The sequence below is a fragment of the Flavobacterium solisilvae genome (assembly GCF_012911605.1).
Taxonomy (GTDB): Bacteria; Bacteroidota; Bacteroidia; order Flavobacteriales; family Flavobacteriaceae; genus Flavobacterium; species Flavobacterium solisilvae.
Map to the genome: position 1 here is coordinate 71966 of NZ_JAAMPT010000206.1, position 22963 is coordinate 94928.

A 22963-nucleotide genomic window follows, 5' to 3' on the forward strand; every position below is an offset into this window, starting at 1 on the left:
ATTTTTAAAACCTAAAAGCTACTTTCTTCTATTAATTTTTTCGCTTATAAAGTGCTTTAAATTTATTCTTTTGTTTAACTCTTTCAAAGAATAAAGTGCGGAAATTATAAAAAGTATTGAAATAAATATGTACATATAAAATTGCTCGAAACTATAGACAATAGCAATAGCTACTAATCCTATAAACAAGTTAATTAGAACCAATCTTTTTCCTTCGGAGAAGAAATTAAAATTATAGTGTTTATTTACCATAAGATAAATATAAATCCCAAAGAAAACGCCATTTAAAACTGCCGCTAAACCTAACCCAAATAATCCAAAAAAGTGATACAAAACGATTGATAAAATTAAATTTACTATATCACCGAATAACGCTTGCTTGAAGAACAACTTTTTATTTCCTTTTACTAAAACAATATAACCTATAGGAAATACGACAGCTTTTAATATTACTGAAAACAATGCCATTTTTAATATCAAAAATGATGATGAAAATTCTGCTGTATAAAATAATTTGATTAAAAATGGAGCAATAATATACATGAGAACAATTGCTGGTGTAACCAAAATTAAGGCTATCTCAATTTGATTATTAACTAACTGTTTTACTTTTTCATTGTCAGTACTTATCGTAGATAACTTTGGATAAAAATCTAAAGCCATTGCATTAAAAATTAACCCTAAATAGTTAACTAGAATAACTATACTTACTTCATAATATCCTATAATTTGTAATGAATCGCCTCCATCATTGATATATAATTTTATAATAAATTTACTGATTTGACCAAGAATTAAATTGATTGACATAAAAAATCCCAACTTAAATATTGGTGACGATTGTTTGTAAAATTCAGTTAGATTAAAAGGTGTAAATTTTAATGAATAATTTCTAGTAAAGTACATTGTAATCAAAAACAAAACAACACTTGAGTACAAGATTACCCAAATTATGCCTTCTATTCTATAAAAATAATAAATTATAATTGTTCCTGATGCAGTTAAAAATGCTGCAATTATATTACATATTGCTAATCTTTTAATATTATTCATCCCTTGTAGAATTGCCATTCTTGCATTGGAAAAACTAGTAATAATAAAATAGACGGATAACAAAATAAACCAGTGCTGTTTTTCTTGTGTACCAAATGTAAAATAGCTTAATGTTTTGCTAAAAAACAATGATACTATTGCTCCAAACAAACCAATGAAAACTGCCATTTTTTGTAAGGTTGCTATTGTTTTTGATAATGCAGAATTGTCTTCAGAACCTTTAATCAAAGCAACTTCACGTGTGGCAACAGTAAGAAATTCAAAATTAGTTATTGCAGTTATGATACTGGTTGCATTGTTTAAAAGTGATACTAATCCTAAACCAATTGGTCCTAAATATAGCGCAACAAATTTAGAGCTGACAACGCTTATCAATATCCTGAAAACTTGCATCATTCCAAAAACTCCAGTTGCTTTTAGAATAGAACGATATGATGTATTGTTTTGCTGGCTCATTTTTTTTGTTACTTTTACCAATCAATTTTACAACCTATTGATTCGTATTGTTTTTTAAAATTATTCATCCAAATAATCCAGTTTTTTGATAGAATTCTTTTTTCTAAATCATTATCTAGAATAGAAACTATAACTTCTTGATCAATATCTTTAGGCAATGAACTTGTGACATCCATTTTATCCATTAGCCAAGCTTCGTTCATTATTTTATTAAAAACAAACATATCTACATTTTCACCAAACCGTTCTTTGTACTGACTTGTTGCCGAAGACATAAATCCAGTTCGCAAAACTTGATTATTAAATCGAGCAAACTTATTTTTATTCTTACGTAAAAATTTCAACGCATTATAAATTTGAAGTCCTTCATCGATATTGTTTTTGTGATTATTCCATAAACTAACAAAATAATCTCGATTAAAAACCATACCTGCAACCGAGTAAATTGTATAATATGCCAAATGCTTTTTTTGTGTATTGATTTTTAAAAAACGGAGTGTTTTTCTAATTTTAAATCTATCAAATTTGTAAAATATGAAGTAGTACAGAAAAGGAATTGTTGTAAATAATTTTGGTTTTAAAACAATAAAATTATTCTTCTGAATAGTTTCTTTACTTTGAATTACCATTGGACTTCCAATCCAAATTAATTTTAAAAAAATAACATTTTCTTTTATAATTTCATTATTAACTTGTTTTAAATCAATAAAATCGATAAACCAAAAATCATCTTCAATAATGATAAAATTCTCCGAAGCATTCTTAGCTGCTTCAAGCCAAAAATTTATTGGAATTGAATATTCTTTTGGACTTACTCCATTTATAGTAAATTGCTGCTTACTTTCATAAAACTGGGATTTTTTTATAACTACATTTTGGTACTTAGATACTATTTTATCTAAATAAATTTGTGGAGTTCCATCATCTAATATCACAATTTTATCAGCTCCTTTTACAAACTTTTCTATTGAGTATAAACATCTGTCAAGATAATAAGGTCTATTAAATGATTTTATTAGTATGTCCATATTCTAATTTAAAAAAAGTAAATCAAAGATTTCTAATTATTTTGGCTGGATTTCCTGCTGCTATAACATTTTCAGGAATATTTTTTGTAACAACACTTCCATTACCAATTACTGAGTTTTTGCCAATCATTACTCCTTTTAAAACAGTAACATTATTTCCTAAAAACACATTTTCGTCTATGAAAACTTCTACTGATTTTGGTTTTCCAACAATCCTATGATTTGCATGTAAATTATGTCCATCATTATCAATAATAGAACAATTTACACCTATCAATACATTTTTTTTAATTGTAATTTTTGTCAAAGCTACAGCCGAAAAACCATTGTTTAAAGCTACATTATCTTCAATAATAATTTCACTATCTTCTGTTCTTGCTTCGATGTAACAATAATTTGAATAATATCCCGGAGAATTTATCACTCCTATTTGAATATTTTTTCCAAAACTAATTCTTCCGTTACCTTTTAATTGTAATGGTTGATATAAGATTGGTTTTCCTACAACTCTATTACAACTTGAAAGAAATTGATACTTCCAAATTCTTAATTTAACAAACAAAAAAAAGTTTATTCTGGATTTTAAATTCAATTTTTACTATTTTTAAATTAAAATATCATTCAATAATACAAAATTTTTAGTCTCTAAAACATAATAATCTTGAACCGTTGTTTTTGCACCAAAACTTTCTTTCCAAAACAATATTCCCTGATTTATTTTTTTTCCGTTTTCTTCATGCGAAGGACCAAAATCAAAAAAACACTTCTCTGGAAAAACTTCTTTGATTAAATGGTTATAAAGATAATCAATGCTTCCTAATTCGTTTTTCTTTTCATTTCCCGAAATATATTGTGGATGTGCTACATTATCAGTTACAAAAACAGTTGTTCCAGCCATGATTTCACCATTGAAATATACATTAAAATGACGAATGTTTTCTGGGAATTTCTTTTGCAAATTGATAATTTCTTCTAGCGAATGAACTGGTTTTGCATTATGTTTTTTACTCAAATTTGGAATTAAAATTTCATTCCAAAACAATTCAAAATTCAGTTCTTCTTTTATTACTAAATTGTTTTTTTCGCCACGTCGAATACTTTCCTTTCTAGTTTTTGTAATTAAAAAAGGTTTTTCCAAATCAATCACCGAAAGACAATCTCGTCTAATTAGTCTTGCTTCGGTTAAAAACAAACAATATTCAATTTCTTCTGAAAAAAAATGGTTGTAAATTGACGGAATTAGTTTCAATTGCAATGTAGAAATCTCGTTTTGATGTAAAAATGCCAGAACCGATTTTGTTATTGTAATTACTTCGCCCAATTTTATTTTTTCACCAAAAACAAATCCGCCATACGTCAATCCTTGGTGCGAAAAAACGGTATTCTCAACTTTATTAGCTGGAATAACTGAAACCAATTTTCCTTCTTCAAAAACCATCATCGAATAATCTTGAAATCGATCAGAATGATATTCCATAAAATCACGGTGGAATAAAAAAGTAGCGTTTTTGGCACTACCAATAAAGGCATTCCAAACTTGAAAATCGTTTTTCTCGTATAATTTAACCGTATAGTTTTTCACGCTATTCTAATAAACTCCCGAAAAATACTCATTTATTTTATAAATCATCATAAGTTGTTAAAAATTCGCAATTCTAAAATAAATGATTAATTTTAAACAGAATTAATTTTAAATGTGAAAATAAAACGTATTTTTTTGATTTTCATTGCTTTCATAAGTTTCTTTTGTAAAACTTATGGTCAAGACATTACGCTTTTTCAACAATTTAATGGTCGGTTTGATTTTACGTTTATTGGCAACACCATGAACCTAGCCGAAAACAATTCGATTTATGCTCCAGTTACCGTTACTTCTTCTTCTGCAAATTTGAATTTACCTGCTGATGTAATTATAGAAAAAGCCTATCTATATTGGGCTGGATGTGGCGATGGCGATTTTGAAGTAAATCTAAACGATGAAAACATTACACCTGATAGAACGTTTAGTCTTTCCCGAAATTTTGATGGCAATATTTTCACCTATTTTAGTGCTTTTAAAGACGTTACAACTCAAATTCAAAACACCGGAAACGGAAATTATACACTTTCAAATTTAGATATTTCCGCTTTTGAAGAATGGCATTTGAGCAGAAGAACAAATTTTGCAGGATGGGCAATTTTAATTATTCTAAAAAATGACAATTTACCACTAAATCAAATCAACGTTTATGATGGTTTACAAGGCGTTCCAGACGATTTATCCATTACATTAAGTAGTTTAAATGTACTAGACAACCTTAATTCTAAAATTGGTTTTCTGGCTTGGGAAGGCGATGCTTTACTTCCAACCGAAACCTTTACTTTTAATAGTAATACATTGACCAATGCTCAAAATCCAATAAACAATGTCTTCAACGGAAGCAATTCTATAACTGGAAGTACCACTTTTTACAATATGGATTTGGATATTTATGATATTCAAAATAATATTCAAATTGGCGACACTACAGCTGAAATCTCGCTCAGTTCAACTCAAGATTTTGTAATGATTAATACTGTTGTTACCAAACTTAACAATCAATTACCCGATGCAACTGTTAGCATTGATAATATTCAAAAAGAATGCAATTCAAGAGTTATCGTTGTTGATTACACTGTTTATAATTTGAATTCTACCAATTTTTTACCATCAGGAACGCCAATCGCCATTTACATTAATAACGAATTTTTTGAATATACCGAAACTACACTTCCAATTGCAATTGACGAGCAGTTTTCTGAACAAATTACATTAGTTATTCCTGATGATTTTCCAGATACTTTTGAACTAAAATTTGTAGTTGATGATCTTGGAACTGGCGTTGGAATTGTAACCGAATTGATAGAAACCAACAATAGTTTTACCACAACTTTCGATTTTTTTTTACCAATAGCATTCAACCCGTTAGACGATTTAGTAGTTTGCAACGAAGGTTTAGCTCGTGGCACTTTTGATTTTTCAAGTTATGAAGAAATTGTAAAAACCAATCCTGATTTTACTGTTCAATTCTATGAAACTCAAGAAGACGCAATGCTTCAAACTAACGAAGTTTGGAACACCAATAATTATATCGCAACTATAACTCCAAAAGAAATTTTTGTTAGAATAAATGACGATTTTTGCTTCACTACAACTTCCTTTTTTTTGAAGACAAAAAATTGTCCTCCAACCGTTTACAATTATATTTCGGCAAATAACGACACTCGAAACGATTTCTTTTTTATTGATGGTTTGCGAGATATTTTCTTGGATTTTAAAATCGAAATTTACAACCGTTGGGGAAAATTAGTTTGGACAGGAAATCAAAACACTGAAAATTGGGATGGTTACATTAAAGATGGTTTTAGCATAAAAAAAGCTCCAGATGGAACTTATTTTTACTTAATTTTTCTAAACGATATTGATTATCCTGAACCGCTTAAAGGATTTTTGTATATTAATCAATAACTACATATTCTGCGTATAATAATTATAATCTTTCAAAATCGTTTGAATAAATTCCCTAGTATTTCCCATTTCGTTTTTAATACCGGTAACTTCCTCAATTTTAGCCGTTAATTTATTTAAAACCACAAAATCAGCAGTTTTTGCTGCAGCATTGTAGGTTTCTTTTATAATTCGAACATCGTTGTCCGAAAGTTTTATAACCAATGGAAATCTTGGTTGATAAACGTCTTCAATTTCTTCTAAAATAGTACTGTTTATGGAAATTTTACTCTTCAAAGTAATCACAGCTGTTCCAGCCGAAATATCGCCTAAACGTTGCGTATTTTTATTGACAACCATAGCAATCAATCCAACAATTCCGCTACTGATAGAAATATCAATCACTCGAAACAACCATCGAATTAAATAATCACCAAACGAAGCTTGATAACCATCTAATTTTACCACTCGAATTTTAACTAACTTTTTTCCAAAAGTTTGTCCTTCAAATAGTAATTCCAAAACCAAAGAATACAAAGCAACTGGAAGATAAAACAACATATAAATCGCCATTTGTGACCAGTTATCCATCTGATATATTAATTTATTCAAATTCAACAGATAGAAAAAAATATAAAAAACAAAGATGAAATAAGCGATTTTAATCAGCATATCAATAAGATACGCGCCAATTCGTTCACCAACCGATGCAGCTGTAAAACTTATCGTAACATTTTGTGTTGTATTTATTGCTAGTTGTGACATAATTTTTATATTAGCAATCCATGAGAGAAGTTGCATTCATAAAACAAAATAAAGAAAAATGGCTTGACTTTGAGCAAGCAATTTTTGGTAAATCTATAAAAAATCCTGATGAAATGGCAAGTTTGTACATTCATTTGGTAAATGATTTGTCTTATGCGCAAACCTATTATCCAAAAAGCAAAACTGTAGTTTACCTAAACTATTTAGCTTCACAGATTTATCAAAAAATTTATAAAACCAAACGAGAAGAAAAAAATCGCTTCGTTTATTTCTATAAAACAGAAGTTCCATTGCTGGTTTATCAATACAAAAGATATTTATTGTATGCTTTTGTTTTGTTTTTTACTTGTGTTGGAATTGGTGTTATTTCTGCAAAATATGATGATAATTTCGTTCGATTAATTCTAGGCGATTATTATGTCAACATGACTTTGGACAATATTAAAGATGGAAATCCTGTTGCTGTATATAAATCAGGAAGTAATTGGGGAAGCTTTATCGGAATAACACTAAACAATCTTTTCGTTGGTTTAAAATGCTATATCTATGGAATTTTTGGCGGAATTGGAACATTTGTCGTATTAATTCAAAACTGCATTATGCTAGGTTCGTTCCAATATTTCTTCTACCAACAAGGCGTTTTTTGGGAAAGTGTTCAAGGTATTTGGATTCACGGCTCAATGGAAATTTTTGCCATCGTTATCGAGTCGGCTTGCGGATTTATTCTCGGTGCTTCTATCCTATTTCCTAGAACTTTCTCACGATTAAATTCATTTAAAATTGGTTTTAAAGACAGTTTAAAAATATTTCTCGGAACAGTTCCGTTTACCATTGCAGCCGGAATTCTGGAAGGTTTTGTAACTCGTTATTCACTTGAAATGCCTAACTGGTTAAATGTTTTCATCATTTTAAGCACATTATCTTTAATATCGTTTTACTTTTTAATTTACCCAACTATTGTTCATAAAAAACTCAATAAATAACTATGTTTCAATTATTTAAAAATAGAGATTTCGGCGATTACATTAGTGACACTTTTGGCTTTTTCAGGCAAACTGGAAAACATTTTATGAAAATCTATTTCACCATTAATGGTATTCCATTGATGATTATGATGGTATTGTCGTATTTTCTGTTTAAAGTCTATTTTGACATTCTTAAAACTGGCATGAGCGGACAAGATAGTAGCGGTTTTGAAAACTCAATGTCTGACAGTTTTCCGTTCATTGTAGTTCTTGCCATTTTCTTTTTTCTGTTTTTGATTTTTATGTCAATGTTAAACTACACTGTTCCTGTAATTTACCTCGATTTATACGACAAAAAAAAAGGAAATAATTTCAGTGTTGGCGAAGTAGTTTCTGTCTTAAAATCCAACTTTGGCAAAATGCTAATTTTCTTCATCGCATCACTTTTTGTCATTACTCCTATTCTAATCATCGTTTTTGTATTATTATTTTTATTAGTCTTCATTATTATTGGAATTCCACTACTTTTATTTGCAATACCAACAGCATTTAGCTGGATAGCTTTAAGTTACTACGAATACATCAACTTTGACAAAGGTTATTTCGAAGCACTTTCGGATGGATTTTCCAAAATGAAATCGCAATATTTCCCAATTGTTGGTTCGTTGATGCTAATTTACATCATCATTCAAGTTACAATGACTGTTTTTACAATGATTCCTTATGCAATTGGCATGATTTCTATGTTTACTTCTTTGGAACAAAATCCTGGAAGTACAGATGGATTGGCAACATTTGGAATTATGATGTCGATTGTAATGGTGATCACGATTTTAATGAGTTACATTTTGAATAATTTGATGCTTATTAATCAAGGTTTAGCGCATTATAGCCGAAGAGAAAACGACGAAAATATTATGGCTCAAGACTCAATAGATTTAATTGGACGTGAATAAATTCTTGCTTCTTTTTTGGTTGTTATTTTCTGTTTCCGTTTGGTCGCAGGATTCTTTGGCTGTTGCCAAAAAAGATTCTGTGGTTTTTACCGAAAAAGACATTCTTGTTGATACCAATTCTGAAGTTTCACAACCCAAATTTGAAACCAATTTCAAAGAAAAATATAAATCTTCTGAATTTCAATACGAAGCAAAAATCACCGAAAAATCACTTTGGGATAAATTCAAAGAATGGTTAGCCTATTGGTTCAAAAAGTTTTTTGGACTTTCGAACATGAATGTTTCTCAAAAATATGTTGAATATACGCTGAAAACATTGGCAGTTTTAATTGTTTGCTATGTTATTTATATGATAACCAAACTAATTTTAAACAAAGAAGGTCAATGGATTTTTGGGAAATCAACCACCAAAAAGATTTACACCGATGAGGAAATCGAAAAAAATCTAACGCGTATTGATTTTGAAAAATTAATCAAGCAAACTTTACAAGACGGAAATCATCGTTTGGCAATTCGTTACTATTATTTGTTTGTTTTAAAACGTCTTTCCGAAAAAGAAATCATCGATTGGAATGCCGAAAAAACCAATACCGATTATTTATACGAAATAAAATCAGCCGATTTAAAAACTGATTTTCAATACCTTTCTTATTTGTACAACTACATTTGGTATGGCGAATTTGAAATGACCGAAGAAAGCTTTTTACAAGCTAAAAATGCATTTGAAAAAACCCTTCAATCGCTAAAAAAATGAGTAGAACATTAAAAATATATGTTTTCTTTTTGCTGATACTGATTGTTGGCGTAATCTATATTGATGCTGTTCGACCAAAACCAGTCGATTGGTCACCAAGTTATTTGTTGAAAGATAAAATTCCGTTTGGATTGTATGTTTTTAACGAAGAACACAAAGCGTTGTTGAAAAATCAAAACGTCGAAAAAGTTAGCCAAACGTTTTATGAAGCTTTTGAACCTAATTATTATGATGACGATACCTTAAATGTTTACACCAAAAGAGGAACAATTCTTAATATTTGCGACGAATATGTAATCGATGACCAATCAACTCAAGAGATTTTGTACTATGTCGCCGAAGGAAACAATGCGTTTTTAAGTGTTGAACGTTTGCCAAAAACATTGATTGATACCTTAAAATTAGAATTGGGTGCAAACCCTAATTTCTCAAAAGAAACACAAGTTTGGTTATCAAATTCAACTTTGGGTAGCAAAAAATACACTTTAAATAAAGGTGATAATCCTTTGGCATTCTCAAAAATCGACACACTTAAAACTACCGTTTTAGGTTATCAAGGAACTGAAAAAGAGAAAAAAATCAACTTTATCAAAATACCTTATGGCAACGGATTTTTCTTCATTCATTTGCAACCGGTTGCGTTCACCAATTATCATTTACTAAAAGATAACAATGCTGAATATGCCGAAAAAGTGTTGTCTTACTTGCCTAAAGATGATGTTTACTGGTTAGTCAAAGACCAATCAAGTTTGGTACAATCCTATTCGCCAATGCGTTATATTTTAAGCCAACCAGCATTAAAATGGGCTTGGTATATTTTCTTAATTGGAATTGTAATTTTCATGATTTTCAACGCCAAAAGAAGACAACGCGTTATTCCAATTATAAAACCATTGCCCAATACAACCGTAGATTTTACAAAAACCATCGGAAATTTATATTATCAAGAAGGAAATCATCAAAATATAATTGACAAAAAAATAATTTATTTCCTCGAAAGAGTTCGAAACGAATATTTAATGGATACGTCAAATCTCGATGAAAATTTCATTAAAAAATTACAATTAAAAACCGGTAAAGACCTAAAAGATATTGAACACTTGGTATATTTGATAAATTATCAGCGACGAAGCTACCATCAAAGTATCGAAAGTGATCTAATCGAAATCAATAACGCAATAGAAAAAATTATCAACTAATGGAAAATAGTGAAAACTTCGAAAATATCGAAAGCAACGAAAATCTAAATTTTCAATCGAGAATAAATTTGGAACCGCTTCGTGAAAGTATTGATAAAATAAAAGCCGAAATGGAGACCGTAATCGTTGGTCAACACAAAATGATTGACCAATTGTTAGTGGCAATTTTAGCCAATGGACACGTTTTAATTGAAGGCGTTCCTGGCGTTGCAAAAACCATGACTTCAAAGATTATTGCCAAAACACTTTCGGTTGGTTTCAGCCGAATTCAGTTTACGCCCGATTTGATGCCGTCGGATATTTTGGGAACTTCGGTTTTCGACTTAAAAAAATCAGAATTTGAATTCAAAAAAGGTCCAATTTTTTCCAATTTAATTCTAATTGACGAAATCAATCGTGCGCCAGCAAAAACACAAGCAGCATTGTTTGAGGTAATGGAAGAACGTCAAATTACTATCGACGGACATTCATTTCAATTGGACAAACCATTTATCGTTTTGGCTACTCAAAATCCAATCGAACAAGAAGGAACATATCGTTTACCAGAAGCACAATTAGATCGTTTTATTTTCAAAATCAACATTGATTATCCAAAGTTAGACGAAGAAATCAGCATCATTCAACGTGAACATACGCTTCAAAATACTGGAAAATTAGAACACATCAAAGCCGTGCTTTCTGCTTCAGATATTATGAATTATCAATCATTGGTAAAACAAATTATTGTAGAACCAAACTTGCTGGAATACATCGCCAAATTGGTTGTAAACACTCGTGAAAATGCGTTTTTATACCTTGGTGCATCGCCTAGAGCTTCGATTGCTATTTTGAATGCTGCCAAAGGTTTTGCTGCCATTCGTGGTCGTGACTTTGTTACGCCAGAAGACATAAAAGAAGCGGCAATTCCAGTTTTGCAACATAGAGTTATCGTAACTCCAGAACGCGAAATGGAAGGTTTAACCAGCGTTGAAATCATAAAACAAATTATAGAGAGTATTGAAATTCCGAGGTAAAATAGTGATTAGTAAATAGTGAATAGTAAAAAGCCAACACATTGTCACCATAGTTTATACAGAGCGAAGTCGAAGTACAGTCGAAGGGCAAAACAGAAATAAAAAAATGAAATTTTTCAAACAATTATATATCAACAATTTCTTTTTCTACTTGCTAATTGGCATTGTAGCTTTGTTTTGTTTGGCGTTTATGTTTCCATCGCTTTACAACGCAACATGGTATATTTTGCTTGGAATAATGGTGTTTTTTGTTTTGGATGTTATCATTCTTTTTAGTTCCAAAAACGGAGTTGATGCCGATAGAACAATGCCCGAAAAATTGTCGAATGGCGATGAAAATCCAATCGTTTTAACACTAAAAAACTTTTATACTTTCCCGATTAACGTAAAAATTATTGACGAAATTCCAGAACAGTTTCAAGAGCGAAATTTTGAACTGAAACGCAAAATAAAAACCGCTTCGCAAGATGAGTTTCAATACTATTTAAGACCAACGCAACGTGGCGAATATCGTTTTGGAAGTTTGAATGTATATGTTTCTTCTCCTTTGAAATTGATTTCTAAACGTTATAAATTTTGTTCGGATGTAATGGTGCCAACCTATCCATCGTACATTCAATTGAGAAAATACGATTTGATTGCGTTTTCAAATAATTTATTCCAATATGGTGTGAAAAAAATTCGCCGAATTGGTCACACTATGGAATTTGAACAAATCAAAGAATACGTTCCTGGCGATGACATCAGAACCTTGAATTGGAAAGCTACAGCTAAGAAAAACAGCTTGATGGTTAATCAATTTCAAGACGAAAAATCGCAAAATATTTATATGGTTATCGACAAAGGCAGAACGATGAAAATGCCTTTTAACGGAATGAGTTTGCTTGATTACGCTATCAATGCAACGCTGGTAATGTCGAATGTAATTTTGAAAAAACAAGACAAAGCCGGAATGTTTTCGTTTTCAAAAAAAGTGGATAATCGTGTCGTAGCCGAAAAACGAACTTCGCAAATGCAAAAAATTCTAGAAAATCTGTACAACGTAAAAACTGATTTTTTTGAAAGCGATTATTCTCGATTGTATGCTGATATCAAGAAAAACATCAACCAACGAAGTTTAATTATTCTCTACACCAATTTTGAAACTTTGGATGGATTACATCGTCAAATGCCATATTTAAAAGGAATTGCCAAAAGCCATTTAGTAGTAGTTGTCTTTTTTCAAAATACCGAATTGTATCAAATCACCAATAAAAAAACCGAAACTATTCAGGAAGTTTACGATAAAGTCATAGCCGAAAAATTCATTTTCGAGAAAAAACTCATCGTTACCGAACTCAAAAAATATGGTATTCATTCGGTATTAACGCAACCCGAAAACTTAACTTTGGATACAATTAATAAATATTTAGAGATTAAAGCGAGAGGAATTTTATGAGTTTTTATCTACTCATAAAAGTATAAAAAAGTAAATTTGTAGATTGCAAATAAACCTATACACATATTACTAATGGAAGAATTAATTCAAAGTATAAAAAATTTAGCAGAAGTATATTCAGCTAATTTAAAAGGAAAAATTGAGGCAAGGACAGAAGAAATGAAAGCTGACGATAATTCTCATTACCTTATTTATCGTGTTTTAGGGATTACTTTTGAACAAGGACAACTTATCGATTCATATCAAAATACTGGTCGATTCTTATATAAATATGCAGGTTCATTTCTTGAAGAAGCCGCAACTTTATGTTTAAATCACAAATTCCCTGATGGAATAAAAACTAAAATCGAAAACACTCTTGGACAACGTCCAAAAACATTTGAAATTGACTTTTTAAATTCTAAAGATGCAATTGAGGTTAAATGGAGAGATGCAACAACTGATGGCGACCACATCACAAAAGAACACACCAGAGTTAAAGTAATCCGAGAACACGGATTAAAACCAATTCGAATAATGTTTTATTATCCTCAAAGAGAACAAGCAATCAAAATTCAAGAAACCCTTAAAACCCTTTATGCAGGAATTAAAGGTGAATATTACGGCGGTGATGAAGCTTGGGAATATTTAAAAAAATATTCTGGAGTTGACTTAAAAGCTATTTTAACAGAAATTGCTAACGAAAGAACACCCGAAAATGGAAACTAACAAAATTATTCATGGAAATTGTGTTGAAAAACTCAAAGAAATTGAAGACAATAAAATTGACTTAATTTACTTTGATCCACCATTTTTTACTCAAAAAAAGCATTCGCTTACAAATAAAGATAGTTCTAAAACTTATGAATTTGATGATAAGTATAACTCCATTGATGATTATTTATCACTAATAGAAAATGTCTTAGAACAATCAAAAAGAATTTTAAAAAATTCAGGTAGTGTTTTTTTGCATTGTGATAAAACTGCTTCTCATAATATTAGAGTTGTTTTAGATAAAGTTTTTGGGCGTGAAAACTTCCAAAGTGAAATTATTTGGTCATACAAAAGATGGTCAAACTCAAAAAAAGGGCTTTTAAATTCTCATCAAGTAATTTTATTTTACTCAAAAACTCAAGACTTCAAGTTCAACACAATTTATACGGAATATTCTGCTACAACAAATCTTGATCAGATTTTACAAGATAGAGAAAGAAACGAAAACGGGAAATCCGTGTATAAAAGAGACGGAAATGGAAATCCAATTTTAGGTAAAGAAAAAAAAGGTGTACCACTTTCTGATGTATGGGAAATTCCATACTTAAACCCTAAAGCAAAAGAAAGAACTGGTTATCCTACTCAAAAACCTGTGCTACTTCTAAATCAAATTCTGAATATTGCAACAGATGAAGGAGATTTAGTACTTGATCCATTCTGTGGAAGCGGAACAACTTGTGTATCTGCAAAATCATTAAAAAGAAATTTTATTGGTATTGATATTTCTATAGATGCGATTGAACTAGCAAATTCACGATTAGAAGAAATGATTATTTCAGAATCTAATTTACTAAATAAAGGAACTAATGAATATTTTGAAAAAACAGAAAAAGAACTTGCAATTTTACAAAATATAAATGCTTTTCCTGTTCAACGTAATTCTGGAATTGATGGGTTTTTAAAGGAACATTGTGACGGAATACCTGTGCCTGTCAAAATTCAAGGAGAATATGAAACCATTGAAAGTGCAATTGAAAAATTAGAGAAAGCTTCAATGGGTAAAAACTACAATACAAAAATTGTAATTCAAACTAAAGAAACAGGAGTTAGCAGACTTTTTGACTTTCAGACTGATGTGATAATTATAAAATCACTTGAATTACAAACAAAACATATTATAAAAGGAACTACAAATGCATAACTAATGTTTGTTTTATGAAACAAATCACTTCAGCACAAAATCCTTTCATAAAATCATTGGTTTTACTACAAGAAAAAGCCAAAGCTCGAAAGCAATCGGGAACATTTTTAATTGAAGGAATTCGTGAAATTGAATTGGCAATCAAAGGAAATTATGAAATTGAGACTATTTTAATTTGTTTTGAAGTCATTGACAAATCTTTCAATCCTTCCATCTTTCAATCTTTAAACACCATTGAAATCTCCAAAGAAGTATATCAAAAACTCGCTTATCGCGATACAACCGAAGGAATTATTGCCGTTGCAAAAACCAAATCACATCAACTTCTTGACTTACAACTTCCCGAAAATCCGTTGATTTTAGTGATGGAAAGTATCGAAAAACCTGGAAATATTGGCGCAATGCTTCGAACCTGTGATGCCGCAAAAGTTGATGCTGTGATTATCGCCAATCCAAAAACCGATTTGTATAATCCAAATATGATTCGTTCCAGCGTTGGTTGTTTGTTCACCACTCAAATTGCAACAGCTTCTACTGAAGAAACCATTGCTTTTTTACAACAAAATAACATCAATTTTTACAGCGCAACGTTGCAAAATTCAACGCCATATCATACTCAGAATTTCACCAAACCAACAGCTTTAGTCGTTGGCACAGAAGCAACTGGACTAACTGAACCTTGGCGTGAAAAAGCCACACAAAATATCATTATTCCAATGCAAGGCGAAATCGACAGTATGAACGTTTCTGTTGCAGCAGCGATTTTACTTTTTGAAGCCAAAAGACAACGAGATTTTAAATAATTAAAATCAACCTTGATTTGAGATTCCTACGGAATGACAAGTTTGCGATTAATATTGAAGATGTAAAAGATATTATTTTGAAACAAGAAGCTAATTCAAAGCACAATTTGTCATTCCGTAGGAATCTCAAACAACTAAAATTAATTATATAAAATGAAATTGAAACTGATTTACATTCTACTTACCGCCATTTTATTTTTGGTTCTTTATCTAATGAAAAGCCAAATCATTAGTTTATTTTTTTCATCAAAAGAAAAGCAATCTGTAGAAAGTATCGCTAAAAAATACAATTCAAAAGTTGAAAATTCGCTAAAAAATGCTTTTGAGAAAACCAATATTGATAGTACTGATTTCGAAATGGCAATTCTTGCTTTCAAAAAAGAACAAATTTTGGAGGTTGTAGTTCGAAAAAATGAAACCGAAAACTGGAAATTACTGAAAATGTATCCTTTTACAGCATTCAGCGGAAAAATTGGTCCGAAACTAAAAAATGGCGACAAGCAAGTTCCCGAAGGTATTTATCAAATGGAATATTTGAACCCAAACAGCAAATATCATCTTTCGATTAAAGTAAATTATCCAAACGCATTTGATGAAGAAAAAGCAAAACTAGATAGACGAACCGATTTAGGTGGCGACATTATGATACATGGAAAAAGTGTAACCATTGGTTGCATTCCTGTTGGCGACAAAAACATTGAAGAAATTTTTATTTTAGCAACCAAAACTAAAAACAAGCATTTCCCGATTATCATTGCGCCACACGATTTTAGAACTAACAAAACATTTCCAAAAATCGAAGCTATTTCTTGGGAAAATGAATTATATGAAAACATTTCAAAGGAACTCACTAACTTTGAATAATTAAATTTTAAAACATTACACAAATTTTTAGATTCCTACGGAATGACAAGTTTGCGGTTAATTATGAATATGAAAACTAGAATTAGTATTTAGAAATAAAAAGCAACTTCTAAGCACAGTTTGTCATTTCGTAGGAATCTCATACATTAAAAAAATAACAACAAGAATAATGAAATACTCAATTTTACTTGCATTACTACTTTCAACTTTTAGCAGTATTGCACAAATCACCGAAAAAGAAGTAGATGTTTTGGTAGAAAACACCATGAGAGCGTTTAACGTTCCCGGAATTGCCGTTGGAATTATCAAAGATGGGAAACTGGTTTTAGCCAAAGGATATGGCGTTTCAAACATCAATACTAATCAAAAAGTAGATGCCAATACGTTATTCGGAATTGCTTCAAATAGTAAAGCTTTTACAGCAAATGCATTAGCCATTTTGGTTGATGAAGGAAAAATCAATTGGGATGATAAAGTCATTAAATACCTTCCTGATTTTAAAATGTATAACGATTATGTAACCAATGAATTTACAATCCGAGATTTACTGACGCATAAAAGTGGACTTGGACTTGGCGCTGGCGATTTGATGATTTGGCCAGACGGACATGATTTTACGCCAAAAGATATTGTAAAAAACATCCAATACCTAAAACCAGTTTCAGGATTTAGAACCAAATATGATTACGACAATTTATTGTATGTTATTGCTGGCGAAGTGATTGAAAAAGTTTCGGGTAAATCATGGTGTGATTTTGTGGAAGAACGAATTATGAAACCTATCGGAATGAAAAACAGCGCGGCTTCTTGGAACCGATTAAAAGATACGACAAACGTAATTGTGCCACACGTTCCAACCAACGGAAAACTAGAAGTTATCAAGCGTTATACCAATCCAATTTTTGATGCTGCAGCAGGTTTATATGCTTCGGTAAACGATATTAGTCAATGGCTTAATTTCCAAATGAACAAAGGAAATTTTGACGGAAAACAACTCATCAGCGAGAAACAAATCCTAGAAACTTGGTCGTCGCAAACTATTTTGCCTAACCGAAAAAGTCATCCTTATACAACGAACTTCAGAAGTTATGGTTTGGGTTGGCAATTGACGGATATCAATGGTCATTTACAAGTTTCGCATACTGGCGGTTTAGACGGAATTGTGACACAAACCATTATGTTTCCAAACGAAAAATTAGGAATTATTGTTTTGACTAATCAGCAAAGTGGTGCGGCATTTACCGTAATTTCCAATACCATAAAAGACAGTTATTTAGGTTTGCAAAAGTTTGACCATTTGGCCAATTTAACCCAAGACAGAAAACAAGCCGAAGACAATGCTGATAAAATCACGGACGAAGTTTGGGCGCAAGTTGATAAAAATATAAAAGCGAAAACGAAAATTGATACCAAAAAATACATCGGAATGTATAAAGACAATTGGTTTGGCGAAGTTTCGATTTATGAAAAGAAAGGGAAATTGTATTTCACATCTAAACGTTCGCCTCGATTAACGGGTGAACTATTTTTCTACAAAGACCAAAATTTTGTAGTAAAATGGAACATTCGCAGTTTTCATGCCGATTCACATATTTTCTTCGATATCGATTCAACTGGAAAAGCAAATCATTTCACCATGAAAGCCATATCGCCGTTAACCGATTTTAGTTATGATTTTCACGATTTAGATTTCACCCGAACTCAAAATTAAAATCAATTTTAAGTCAATTTTTATTGGTTAAAAATTATAGAGGAAGATTTCAAATTGAATATATTTTTTCTTACTTTTAGTGAATTGAATTTAGTGCTATGACTGAGATAGATTTAGAAGAAGAGAAAAAAGCGATTGCCAGAGAATACAAAGAATTACTCCGCATAAGTTATCAAACGCTTACCGATGAAGATAAAAAACTGATTCGCAAAGCATTTGATGTTGCCGTTGATGCTCACAAAGACCAACGAAGAAAATCAGGTGAAGCTTATATTTTCCATCCAATCGGTGTGGCGAAAATTGTTGCGTCCGAAATTGGACTTGGCGCTACGAGTATTGCTGCGGCTTTGATGCACGATGTTGTAGAAGATACTGATATTACTGTTGAAGATATCGAACGAATGTTCAATCCAAAAATTGCGCATTTGGTTGAAGGTTTGACCAAAATTTCTCAGGTCAAAAAAGACATGAACATTTCGATGCAAGCCGAAAACTTCCGTAAAATGTTGTTGACGCTTAATGATGATGTTCGGGTAATTTTGATTAAAATCGCTGACCGTTTGCACAACATGCAAACCATGGATTCCATGCCTGATTATAAACAGGTAAAAATTGCTTCTGAAACACTTTATATTTATGCGCCGTTAGCCCATCGATTAGGCTTATACAATATCAAAACGCAACTGGAAGATTTAGGTTTAAAATATACCGAACCCGAAGTTTACAACGAAATTGTCAGTAAAATAAAAGAAACCAAAGAAGAACAAGATGCTTATATCAAATTGGTTTCGGATGTGTTAAAAAAATCGCTCAATGAAGAAGGTGTTGAATACACACTGAAAGGAAGACCAAAATCCATTTATTCTATTCGAAGAAAAATGGCGGCTCAAAACGTAACTTTTGATGAAGTTTATGACAAATTCGCACTTCGAATTATTTATAAATCAAACCTTCATGATGAAAAATTTCTAGCTTGGAAAATATATTCTGTTGTAACCGATCATTATCGTCCAAGTCCAAGTCGTTTGCGCGATTGGATTTCTTCACCTAAATCAACTGGTTATGAAGCATTGCACATCACGGTTATGGGACCAAAAGGTCGATGGGTTGAAATTCAAGTTCGAAGCGAACGTATGGACGAAATTGCCGAAAAAGGTTATGCAGCACATTATAAATATAAAAACGGTGCGACCGAAGAAACGGGTTTAGACACTTGGCTCAACTTGTTAAAAGAAGCTTTGGAAAATTCCGAAACCAATGCGGTTGATTTTGTAGAAGACTTCAAAATGAATTTGTATGCCAAAGAAATTTTTGTCTTCACACCCAAAGGAGAAATTAAATCGTTACCAAAAGGCGCAACTTCGCTCGATTTTGCTTTCAGTATTCATTCTGAAATTGGTGTAAAAACTCGCGGAACTCGCGTAAACGGAAAATTAGTTCCGCTAAATCACGAATTAAAAAGCGGAGACCAAATAGAAGTAATTACCTCTGTTCATCAAAAACCAACGATTAACTGGCTAGATTATGTAACGACTTCGAGAGCCAAAAATAAAATTAGAAACGTTCTCAACGAAAATACTAAGAAAATTGCCGAAGAAGGAAAAGAATTACTAACCCGAAAACTAAAACATTTAAAAATCACGTTGAATGAAAGCGTGGTAAACGAATTAGTAAACTTTTTCAAATTGAAAACCAGTTTGGATTTGTTTTACAGAGTTGGAATTGGTTCAATCGAAAATCAGCAATTAAAAGACTTTGCAGCTCAAAAAAGCAATACATTTATTAATTTCTTCAAAACCAAAATCAAACGACAGCCGAGTACAAATCAAGAAGAAATAAATCGTCCAGAATTAAGCAGTAACTATGATATGCTTGTTTTTGGAAGTGAAAACGACAAACTCGACTACAAACTTTCCTCTTGTTGTAACCCAATTCCAGGTGACGAAGTTTTTGGATTTATTACTATCAACGAAGGAATTAAAGTACACAAAAAAGATTGTCCAAACGCTATCACACTGCAATCCAACTATGCCTATAGAATTATGCAAGCCAAATGGATTGATTCATCACAACAAGAATTTAAAGCAACACTTAAAATTACCGGAATGGACACACTTGGTTTAACCAACGAATTAACCAAAGTTATTTCTAACCAAATGCACGTAAACATTCAAAGTATTTCTTTGAGTGGCGAAGCGGGAATTTTCAACGGACAAGTTGCCGTGATTGTTCAAAACAACAACATTTTGAAAAAATTGATAGAAAACATCAAAAAAATTGATGGAATAGATAAAGTAACAAGAGTTTACACAAATTGATTTGAGATTTGATAAAACAAACTTTGCAACAAAGATACTTTGAAACCTTAAACAAAAAAATTACCTTTGTCACATGACACAAATTGCTTCAGATAATACAAAAAATCAAGAGATTGTAAAAAACGTTTTTACACATTATCTTGAAAACAACAGTCATCGAAAAACACCCGAACGTTACGCTATACTTCAGGAAATATACGATAGCGAAGAACATTTTGACATAGAAAATCTATACATCAAGATGAAAAACAAGAACTATCGCGTTTCTCGTGCCACGTTATACAACACTATCGAGTTGTTGTTAGACTGTGGATTAGTTCGAAAACATCAGTTTGGACAAAATCAAGCACATTATGAAAAATCCTATTTCGACAAGCAACACGACCACGTGATTATGACCGATACTGGCGAAGTAATTGAATTTTGTGATCCAAGAATACAAACCATAAAACAAACTATCGAAGAACTATTCGGCATAGAAATACACAACCATTCACTGTATTTTTACGCCAACAAAAAAAAGAATTAGGAGCGAAAGGTTTAGGCATTTTCAGCAAACCATTTTCCCGCTTTTCGTTGCAATCTTTTTATTGTTTTTGTCACACTGAGCTTGTCGAAGTGTAATTTTCTTCAAAACAATAAAAAGGATTTCCACTACAATCGGGGCTAAAAAACAAACCATAAAAATAAAACAATGCAAAAAACCAACTATTTCAAGAAAACATTCATATTCGTTTTTGTGTTTTTTACAGTTTATAAAATTGTTTTTCAATTATTCGAAGGAATTGAGACTTTTACATCTGAATTTCTAATAAAAACATTGGCTGTAGTATTCATGACATCGTTAACGCTAGCCGTTTTAAATCATTTTCTAAAGATTGATTTTAATAAAAAGAAATAAAAAATTACAATAAAACAACAACACAACACACAAATAAAATGACTGTAGATTTACTACTCGGATTACAATGGGGTGACGAAGGAAAAGGAAAAATCGTCGATGTACTAACTTCAAAATACGACATTATTGCTCGTTTTCAAGGCGGACCAAATGCTGGACACACACTTGAATTTGACGGAATAAAACACGTTTTAAGAACCATTCCTTCTGGAATTTTTCACAGCAATAACATCAATATCATCGGAAACGGTGTCGTAATTGATCCTGTAGTTTTCAAACAAGAAATTGACGGATTAGCAAAATTCAATCTTGATTTAAAATCAAAACTAATCATTTCAAGAAAAGCACACTTAATTTTACCAACGCATCGTTTACTAGATGCAGCAAGTGAAGCATCAAAAGGAAAAGCAAAAATTGGTTCTACTTTAAAAGGAATTGGACCAACTTATATGGACAAAACCGGAAGAAACGGAATTCGTGTTGGCGATATTGAACTAGCTGATTTTGAAGAACGCTACAGAAATTTGGCAAACAAACACGAAGAAATGATAAAATTCTACGATGTTGCCATTCAATATAACTTACCTGAGCTTGAAAAAGAATTCTTTGAAGCCATTGAAGATTTAAAGAAATTAGATTTTATCGATAGCGAAGAATATTTGGCACAAGCTCAAAAATCTGGAAAATCAATTCTTTGCGAAGGTGCGCAAGGTTCGTTGTTAGATGTTGACTTTGGAACGTATCCATTTGTAACCTCTTCAAACACTACTGCTGCTGGAGCTTGTACTGGTTTAGGAATTGCACCAAATAAAATCAAAGAAGTTTATGGAATTTTCAAAGCCTATACAACTCGTGTTGGTTCTGGACCATTTCCTACCGAAGATTTTGGAAATGATGGCGATGTAATGGCAAAAGTTGGTAACGAATTTGGTTCTGTAACTGGAAGAAAACGTCGTTGTGGTTGGCTAGATTTAGTCGCATTGAAATATGCTATTCAAGTTAATGGTGTAACCCAATTAATGATGATGAAAGCCGATGTATTATCAGGTTTTGAAACCTTAAAAGTATGTACAGCATACAATTACAAAGGCGAAATTATCAATCATTTGCCTTATAACATCGAAGAAGAAAACGTAACTCCTATTTACACTGAATTCAAAGGATGGAAAGCTGATTTAACTGGTTTAACAACATTTGATAGTTTACCAAAAGAACTAAAAGCATACATCGAATTTATAGAAAATGCTGTTGAAGTTCCTATAAAAATAGTTTCCGTTGGACCAGATAGAAAGCAAACCATTACACGATAAAATAAACTTCAGTAATTGAAATTTTAACATCGCAACCGAAGGTTAATTTCAATATCTTTGCTCAACTAA

Annotated in this window: 21 protein-coding genes; 16 read left to right on the top strand and 5 right to left on the bottom strand. The window is 31.3% G+C overall.

All coding sequences use genetic code 11. The annotated features are described in order from the left end of the window. Positions 1-18 precede the first annotated feature (18 nt). The 4 genes from G6042_RS08030 to G6042_RS08045 are packed head-to-tail and all read right to left on the bottom strand — an operon-like array spanning position 19 to position 4119. On the bottom strand, positions 19-1509 hold the full coding sequence (locus G6042_RS08030; RefSeq protein WP_262887309.1) for an oligosaccharide flippase family protein: 1491 nt from the start codon (positions 1507-1509) through the stop codon (positions 19-21). Between the two features lie 14 nt (positions 1510-1523). Further along, positions 1524-2537, bottom strand: a complete 1014-nt coding sequence (locus G6042_RS08035) for a hypothetical protein (RefSeq protein ID WP_169523793.1) — start codon at positions 2535-2537, stop codon at positions 1524-1526. Between the two features lie 22 nt (positions 2538-2559). After that, the gene (locus G6042_RS08040) at positions 2560-3099 is read right to left on the bottom strand and encodes an acyltransferase (protein ID WP_211161660.1); all 540 of its coding nucleotides are present in this window, start codon (positions 3097-3099) and stop codon (positions 2560-2562) included. Between the two features lie 42 nt (positions 3100-3141). Continuing rightward, on the bottom strand, positions 3142-4119 hold the full coding sequence (locus G6042_RS08045) for a GNAT family N-acetyltransferase (protein WP_169523795.1): 978 nt from the start codon (positions 4117-4119) through the stop codon (positions 3142-3144). Between the two features lie 135 nt (positions 4120-4254). Here G6042_RS08045 and G6042_RS08050 point away from each other — a divergent pair, with 135 nt between their 5' ends. After that, positions 4255-6024 (top strand): gliding motility-associated C-terminal domain-containing protein, encoded by a 1770-nt coding sequence (locus tag G6042_RS08050; RefSeq protein WP_235933236.1) that lies wholly within the window; start codon positions 4255-4257, stop codon positions 6022-6024. Here the strand turns inward: G6042_RS08050 and G6042_RS08055 are convergent, their stop codons facing one another. Next, positions 6025-6768, bottom strand: coding sequence for an RDD family protein (locus tag G6042_RS08055; RefSeq protein WP_169523796.1), 744 nt, complete (start codon positions 6766-6768; stop codon positions 6025-6027). A 20-nt stretch (positions 6769-6788) separates the two neighbouring features. Here G6042_RS08055 and G6042_RS08060 point away from each other — a divergent pair, with 20 nt between their 5' ends. The 15 genes from G6042_RS08060 to G6042_RS08130 all read left to right on the top strand — a co-directional run bounded on the left by G6042_RS08060 (position 6789) and on the right by G6042_RS08130 (position 22894). After that, entirely contained in the window at positions 6789-7751 is a 963-nt protein-coding gene (locus G6042_RS08060) for a stage II sporulation protein M (RefSeq protein WP_169523797.1), read from the top strand. A gap of 86 nt (positions 7752-7837) precedes the next feature. Continuing rightward, positions 7838-8689, top strand: coding sequence for a hypothetical protein (locus tag G6042_RS08065; RefSeq protein WP_169523798.1), 852 nt, complete (start codon positions 7838-7840; stop codon positions 8687-8689). Then, on the top strand, positions 8682-9443 hold the full coding sequence (locus tag G6042_RS08070) for a DUF4129 domain-containing protein (RefSeq protein ID WP_317168063.1): 762 nt from the start codon (positions 8682-8684) through the stop codon (positions 9441-9443). Before G6042_RS08065 ends, G6042_RS08070 begins: the two co-directional genes overlap by 8 nt. After that, complete coding sequence (locus G6042_RS08075) at positions 9440-10642, top strand: DUF4350 domain-containing protein (RefSeq protein WP_169523800.1); 1203 nt, start codon at positions 9440-9442, stop codon at positions 10640-10642. Before G6042_RS08070 ends, G6042_RS08075 begins: the two co-directional genes overlap by 4 nt. Then, positions 10642-11655 carry an AAA family ATPase gene (locus G6042_RS08080; protein ID WP_169523801.1) on the top strand — a complete coding sequence of 338 codons (1014 nt, stop codon included), beginning with the start codon at positions 10642-10644 and terminating at the stop codon, positions 11653-11655. Before G6042_RS08075 ends, G6042_RS08080 begins: the two co-directional genes overlap by 1 nt. 106 nt (positions 11656-11761) lie before the next feature. Beyond that, positions 11762-13093, top strand: a complete 1332-nt coding sequence (locus tag G6042_RS08085; protein ID WP_169523802.1) for a DUF58 domain-containing protein — start codon at positions 11762-11764, stop codon at positions 13091-13093. A 72-nt stretch (positions 13094-13165) separates the two neighbouring features. Continuing rightward, positions 13166-13801: an ApaLI family restriction endonuclease gene (locus G6042_RS08090; protein ID WP_169523803.1), complete on the top strand. Its 636-nt coding sequence runs from the start codon at positions 13166-13168 to the stop codon at positions 13799-13801. Next, complete coding sequence (locus G6042_RS08095; protein WP_169523804.1) at positions 13791-14987, top strand: DNA-methyltransferase; 1197 nt, start codon at positions 13791-13793, stop codon at positions 14985-14987. The genes G6042_RS08090 and G6042_RS08095 overlap by 11 nt, the downstream gene beginning before the upstream one ends. Before the next feature lie 14 nt (positions 14988-15001). Next, complete coding sequence (locus G6042_RS08100; protein WP_169523805.1) at positions 15002-15790, top strand: TrmH family RNA methyltransferase; 789 nt, start codon at positions 15002-15004, stop codon at positions 15788-15790. Between the two features lie 153 nt (positions 15791-15943). Further along, positions 15944-16654 (top strand): L,D-transpeptidase family protein, encoded by a 711-nt coding sequence (locus G6042_RS08105; protein ID WP_169523806.1) that lies wholly within the window; start codon positions 15944-15946, stop codon positions 16652-16654. A 169-nt stretch (positions 16655-16823) separates the two neighbouring features. Continuing rightward, on the top strand, positions 16824-18365 hold the full coding sequence (locus tag G6042_RS08110) for a serine hydrolase (RefSeq protein ID WP_169523807.1): 1542 nt from the start codon (positions 16824-16826) through the stop codon (positions 18363-18365). A 98-nt stretch (positions 18366-18463) separates the two neighbouring features. Beyond that, positions 18464-20683: a RelA/SpoT family protein gene (locus G6042_RS08115; protein WP_169523808.1), complete on the top strand. Its 2220-nt coding sequence runs from the start codon at positions 18464-18466 to the stop codon at positions 20681-20683. Positions 20684-20756: 73 nt separating this feature from the next. Next, the gene (locus G6042_RS08120) at positions 20757-21212 is read left to right on the top strand and encodes a Fur family transcriptional regulator (protein ID WP_211161661.1); all 456 of its coding nucleotides are present in this window, start codon (positions 20757-20759) and stop codon (positions 21210-21212) included. A 165-nt stretch (positions 21213-21377) separates the two neighbouring features. Further along, positions 21378-21584, top strand: a complete 207-nt coding sequence (locus G6042_RS08125; protein WP_169523809.1) for a hypothetical protein — start codon at positions 21378-21380, stop codon at positions 21582-21584. A gap of 38 nt (positions 21585-21622) precedes the next feature. Further along, positions 21623-22894, top strand: a complete 1272-nt coding sequence (locus G6042_RS08130) for an adenylosuccinate synthase (RefSeq protein ID WP_169523810.1) — start codon at positions 21623-21625, stop codon at positions 22892-22894. The last annotated feature ends 69 nt before the right edge of the window (positions 22895-22963 follow it).

What these genes read in the sequence shown, in the direction of transcription:
- G6042_RS08055 (WP_169523796.1), bottom strand. Translation starts at nt 6,768, where the DNA reads ATGTCACAACTAGCAATAAATACAACACAAAATGTTACGATAAGTTTT.
- G6042_RS08080 (WP_169523801.1), top strand. Translation starts at nt 10,642, where the DNA reads ATGGAAAATAGTGAAAACTTCGAAAATATCGAAAGCAACGAAAATCTA.
- G6042_RS08085 (WP_169523802.1), top strand. Translation starts at nt 11,762, where the DNA reads ATGAAATTTTTCAAACAATTATATATCAACAATTTCTTTTTCTACTTG.
- G6042_RS08130 (WP_169523810.1), top strand. Translation starts at nt 21,623, where the DNA reads ATGACTGTAGATTTACTACTCGGATTACAATGGGGTGACGAAGGAAAA.
- G6042_RS08110 (WP_169523807.1), top strand. Translation starts at nt 16,824, where the DNA reads ATGAAATACTCAATTTTACTTGCATTACTACTTTCAACTTTTAGCAGT.
- G6042_RS08125 (WP_169523809.1), top strand. Translation starts at nt 21,378, where the DNA reads ATGCAAAAAACCAACTATTTCAAGAAAACATTCATATTCGTTTTTGTG.
- G6042_RS08115 (WP_169523808.1), top strand. Translation starts at nt 18,464, where the DNA reads ATGACTGAGATAGATTTAGAAGAAGAGAAAAAAGCGATTGCCAGAGAA.
- G6042_RS08100 (WP_169523805.1), top strand. Translation starts at nt 15,002, where the DNA reads ATGAAACAAATCACTTCAGCACAAAATCCTTTCATAAAATCATTGGTT.
- G6042_RS08105 (WP_169523806.1), top strand. Translation starts at nt 15,944, where the DNA reads ATGAAATTGAAACTGATTTACATTCTACTTACCGCCATTTTATTTTTG.
- G6042_RS08075 (WP_169523800.1), top strand. Translation starts at nt 9,440, where the DNA reads ATGAGTAGAACATTAAAAATATATGTTTTCTTTTTGCTGATACTGATT.
- G6042_RS08090 (WP_169523803.1), top strand. Translation starts at nt 13,166, where the DNA reads ATGGAAGAATTAATTCAAAGTATAAAAAATTTAGCAGAAGTATATTCA.
- G6042_RS08120 (WP_211161661.1), top strand. Translation starts at nt 20,757, where the DNA reads ATGACACAAATTGCTTCAGATAATACAAAAAATCAAGAGATTGTAAAA.
- G6042_RS08065 (WP_169523798.1), top strand. Translation starts at nt 7,838, where the DNA reads ATGAAAATCTATTTCACCATTAATGGTATTCCATTGATGATTATGATG.
- G6042_RS08035 (WP_169523793.1), bottom strand. Translation starts at nt 2,537, where the DNA reads ATGGACATACTAATAAAATCATTTAATAGACCTTATTATCTTGACAGA.
- G6042_RS08060 (WP_169523797.1), top strand. Translation starts at nt 6,789, where the DNA reads ATGAGAGAAGTTGCATTCATAAAACAAAATAAAGAAAAATGGCTTGAC.
- G6042_RS08095 (WP_169523804.1), top strand. Translation starts at nt 13,791, where the DNA reads ATGGAAACTAACAAAATTATTCATGGAAATTGTGTTGAAAAACTCAAA.
- G6042_RS08030 (WP_262887309.1), bottom strand. Translation starts at nt 1,509, where the DNA reads ATGAGCCAGCAAAACAATACATCATATCGTTCTATTCTAAAAGCAACT.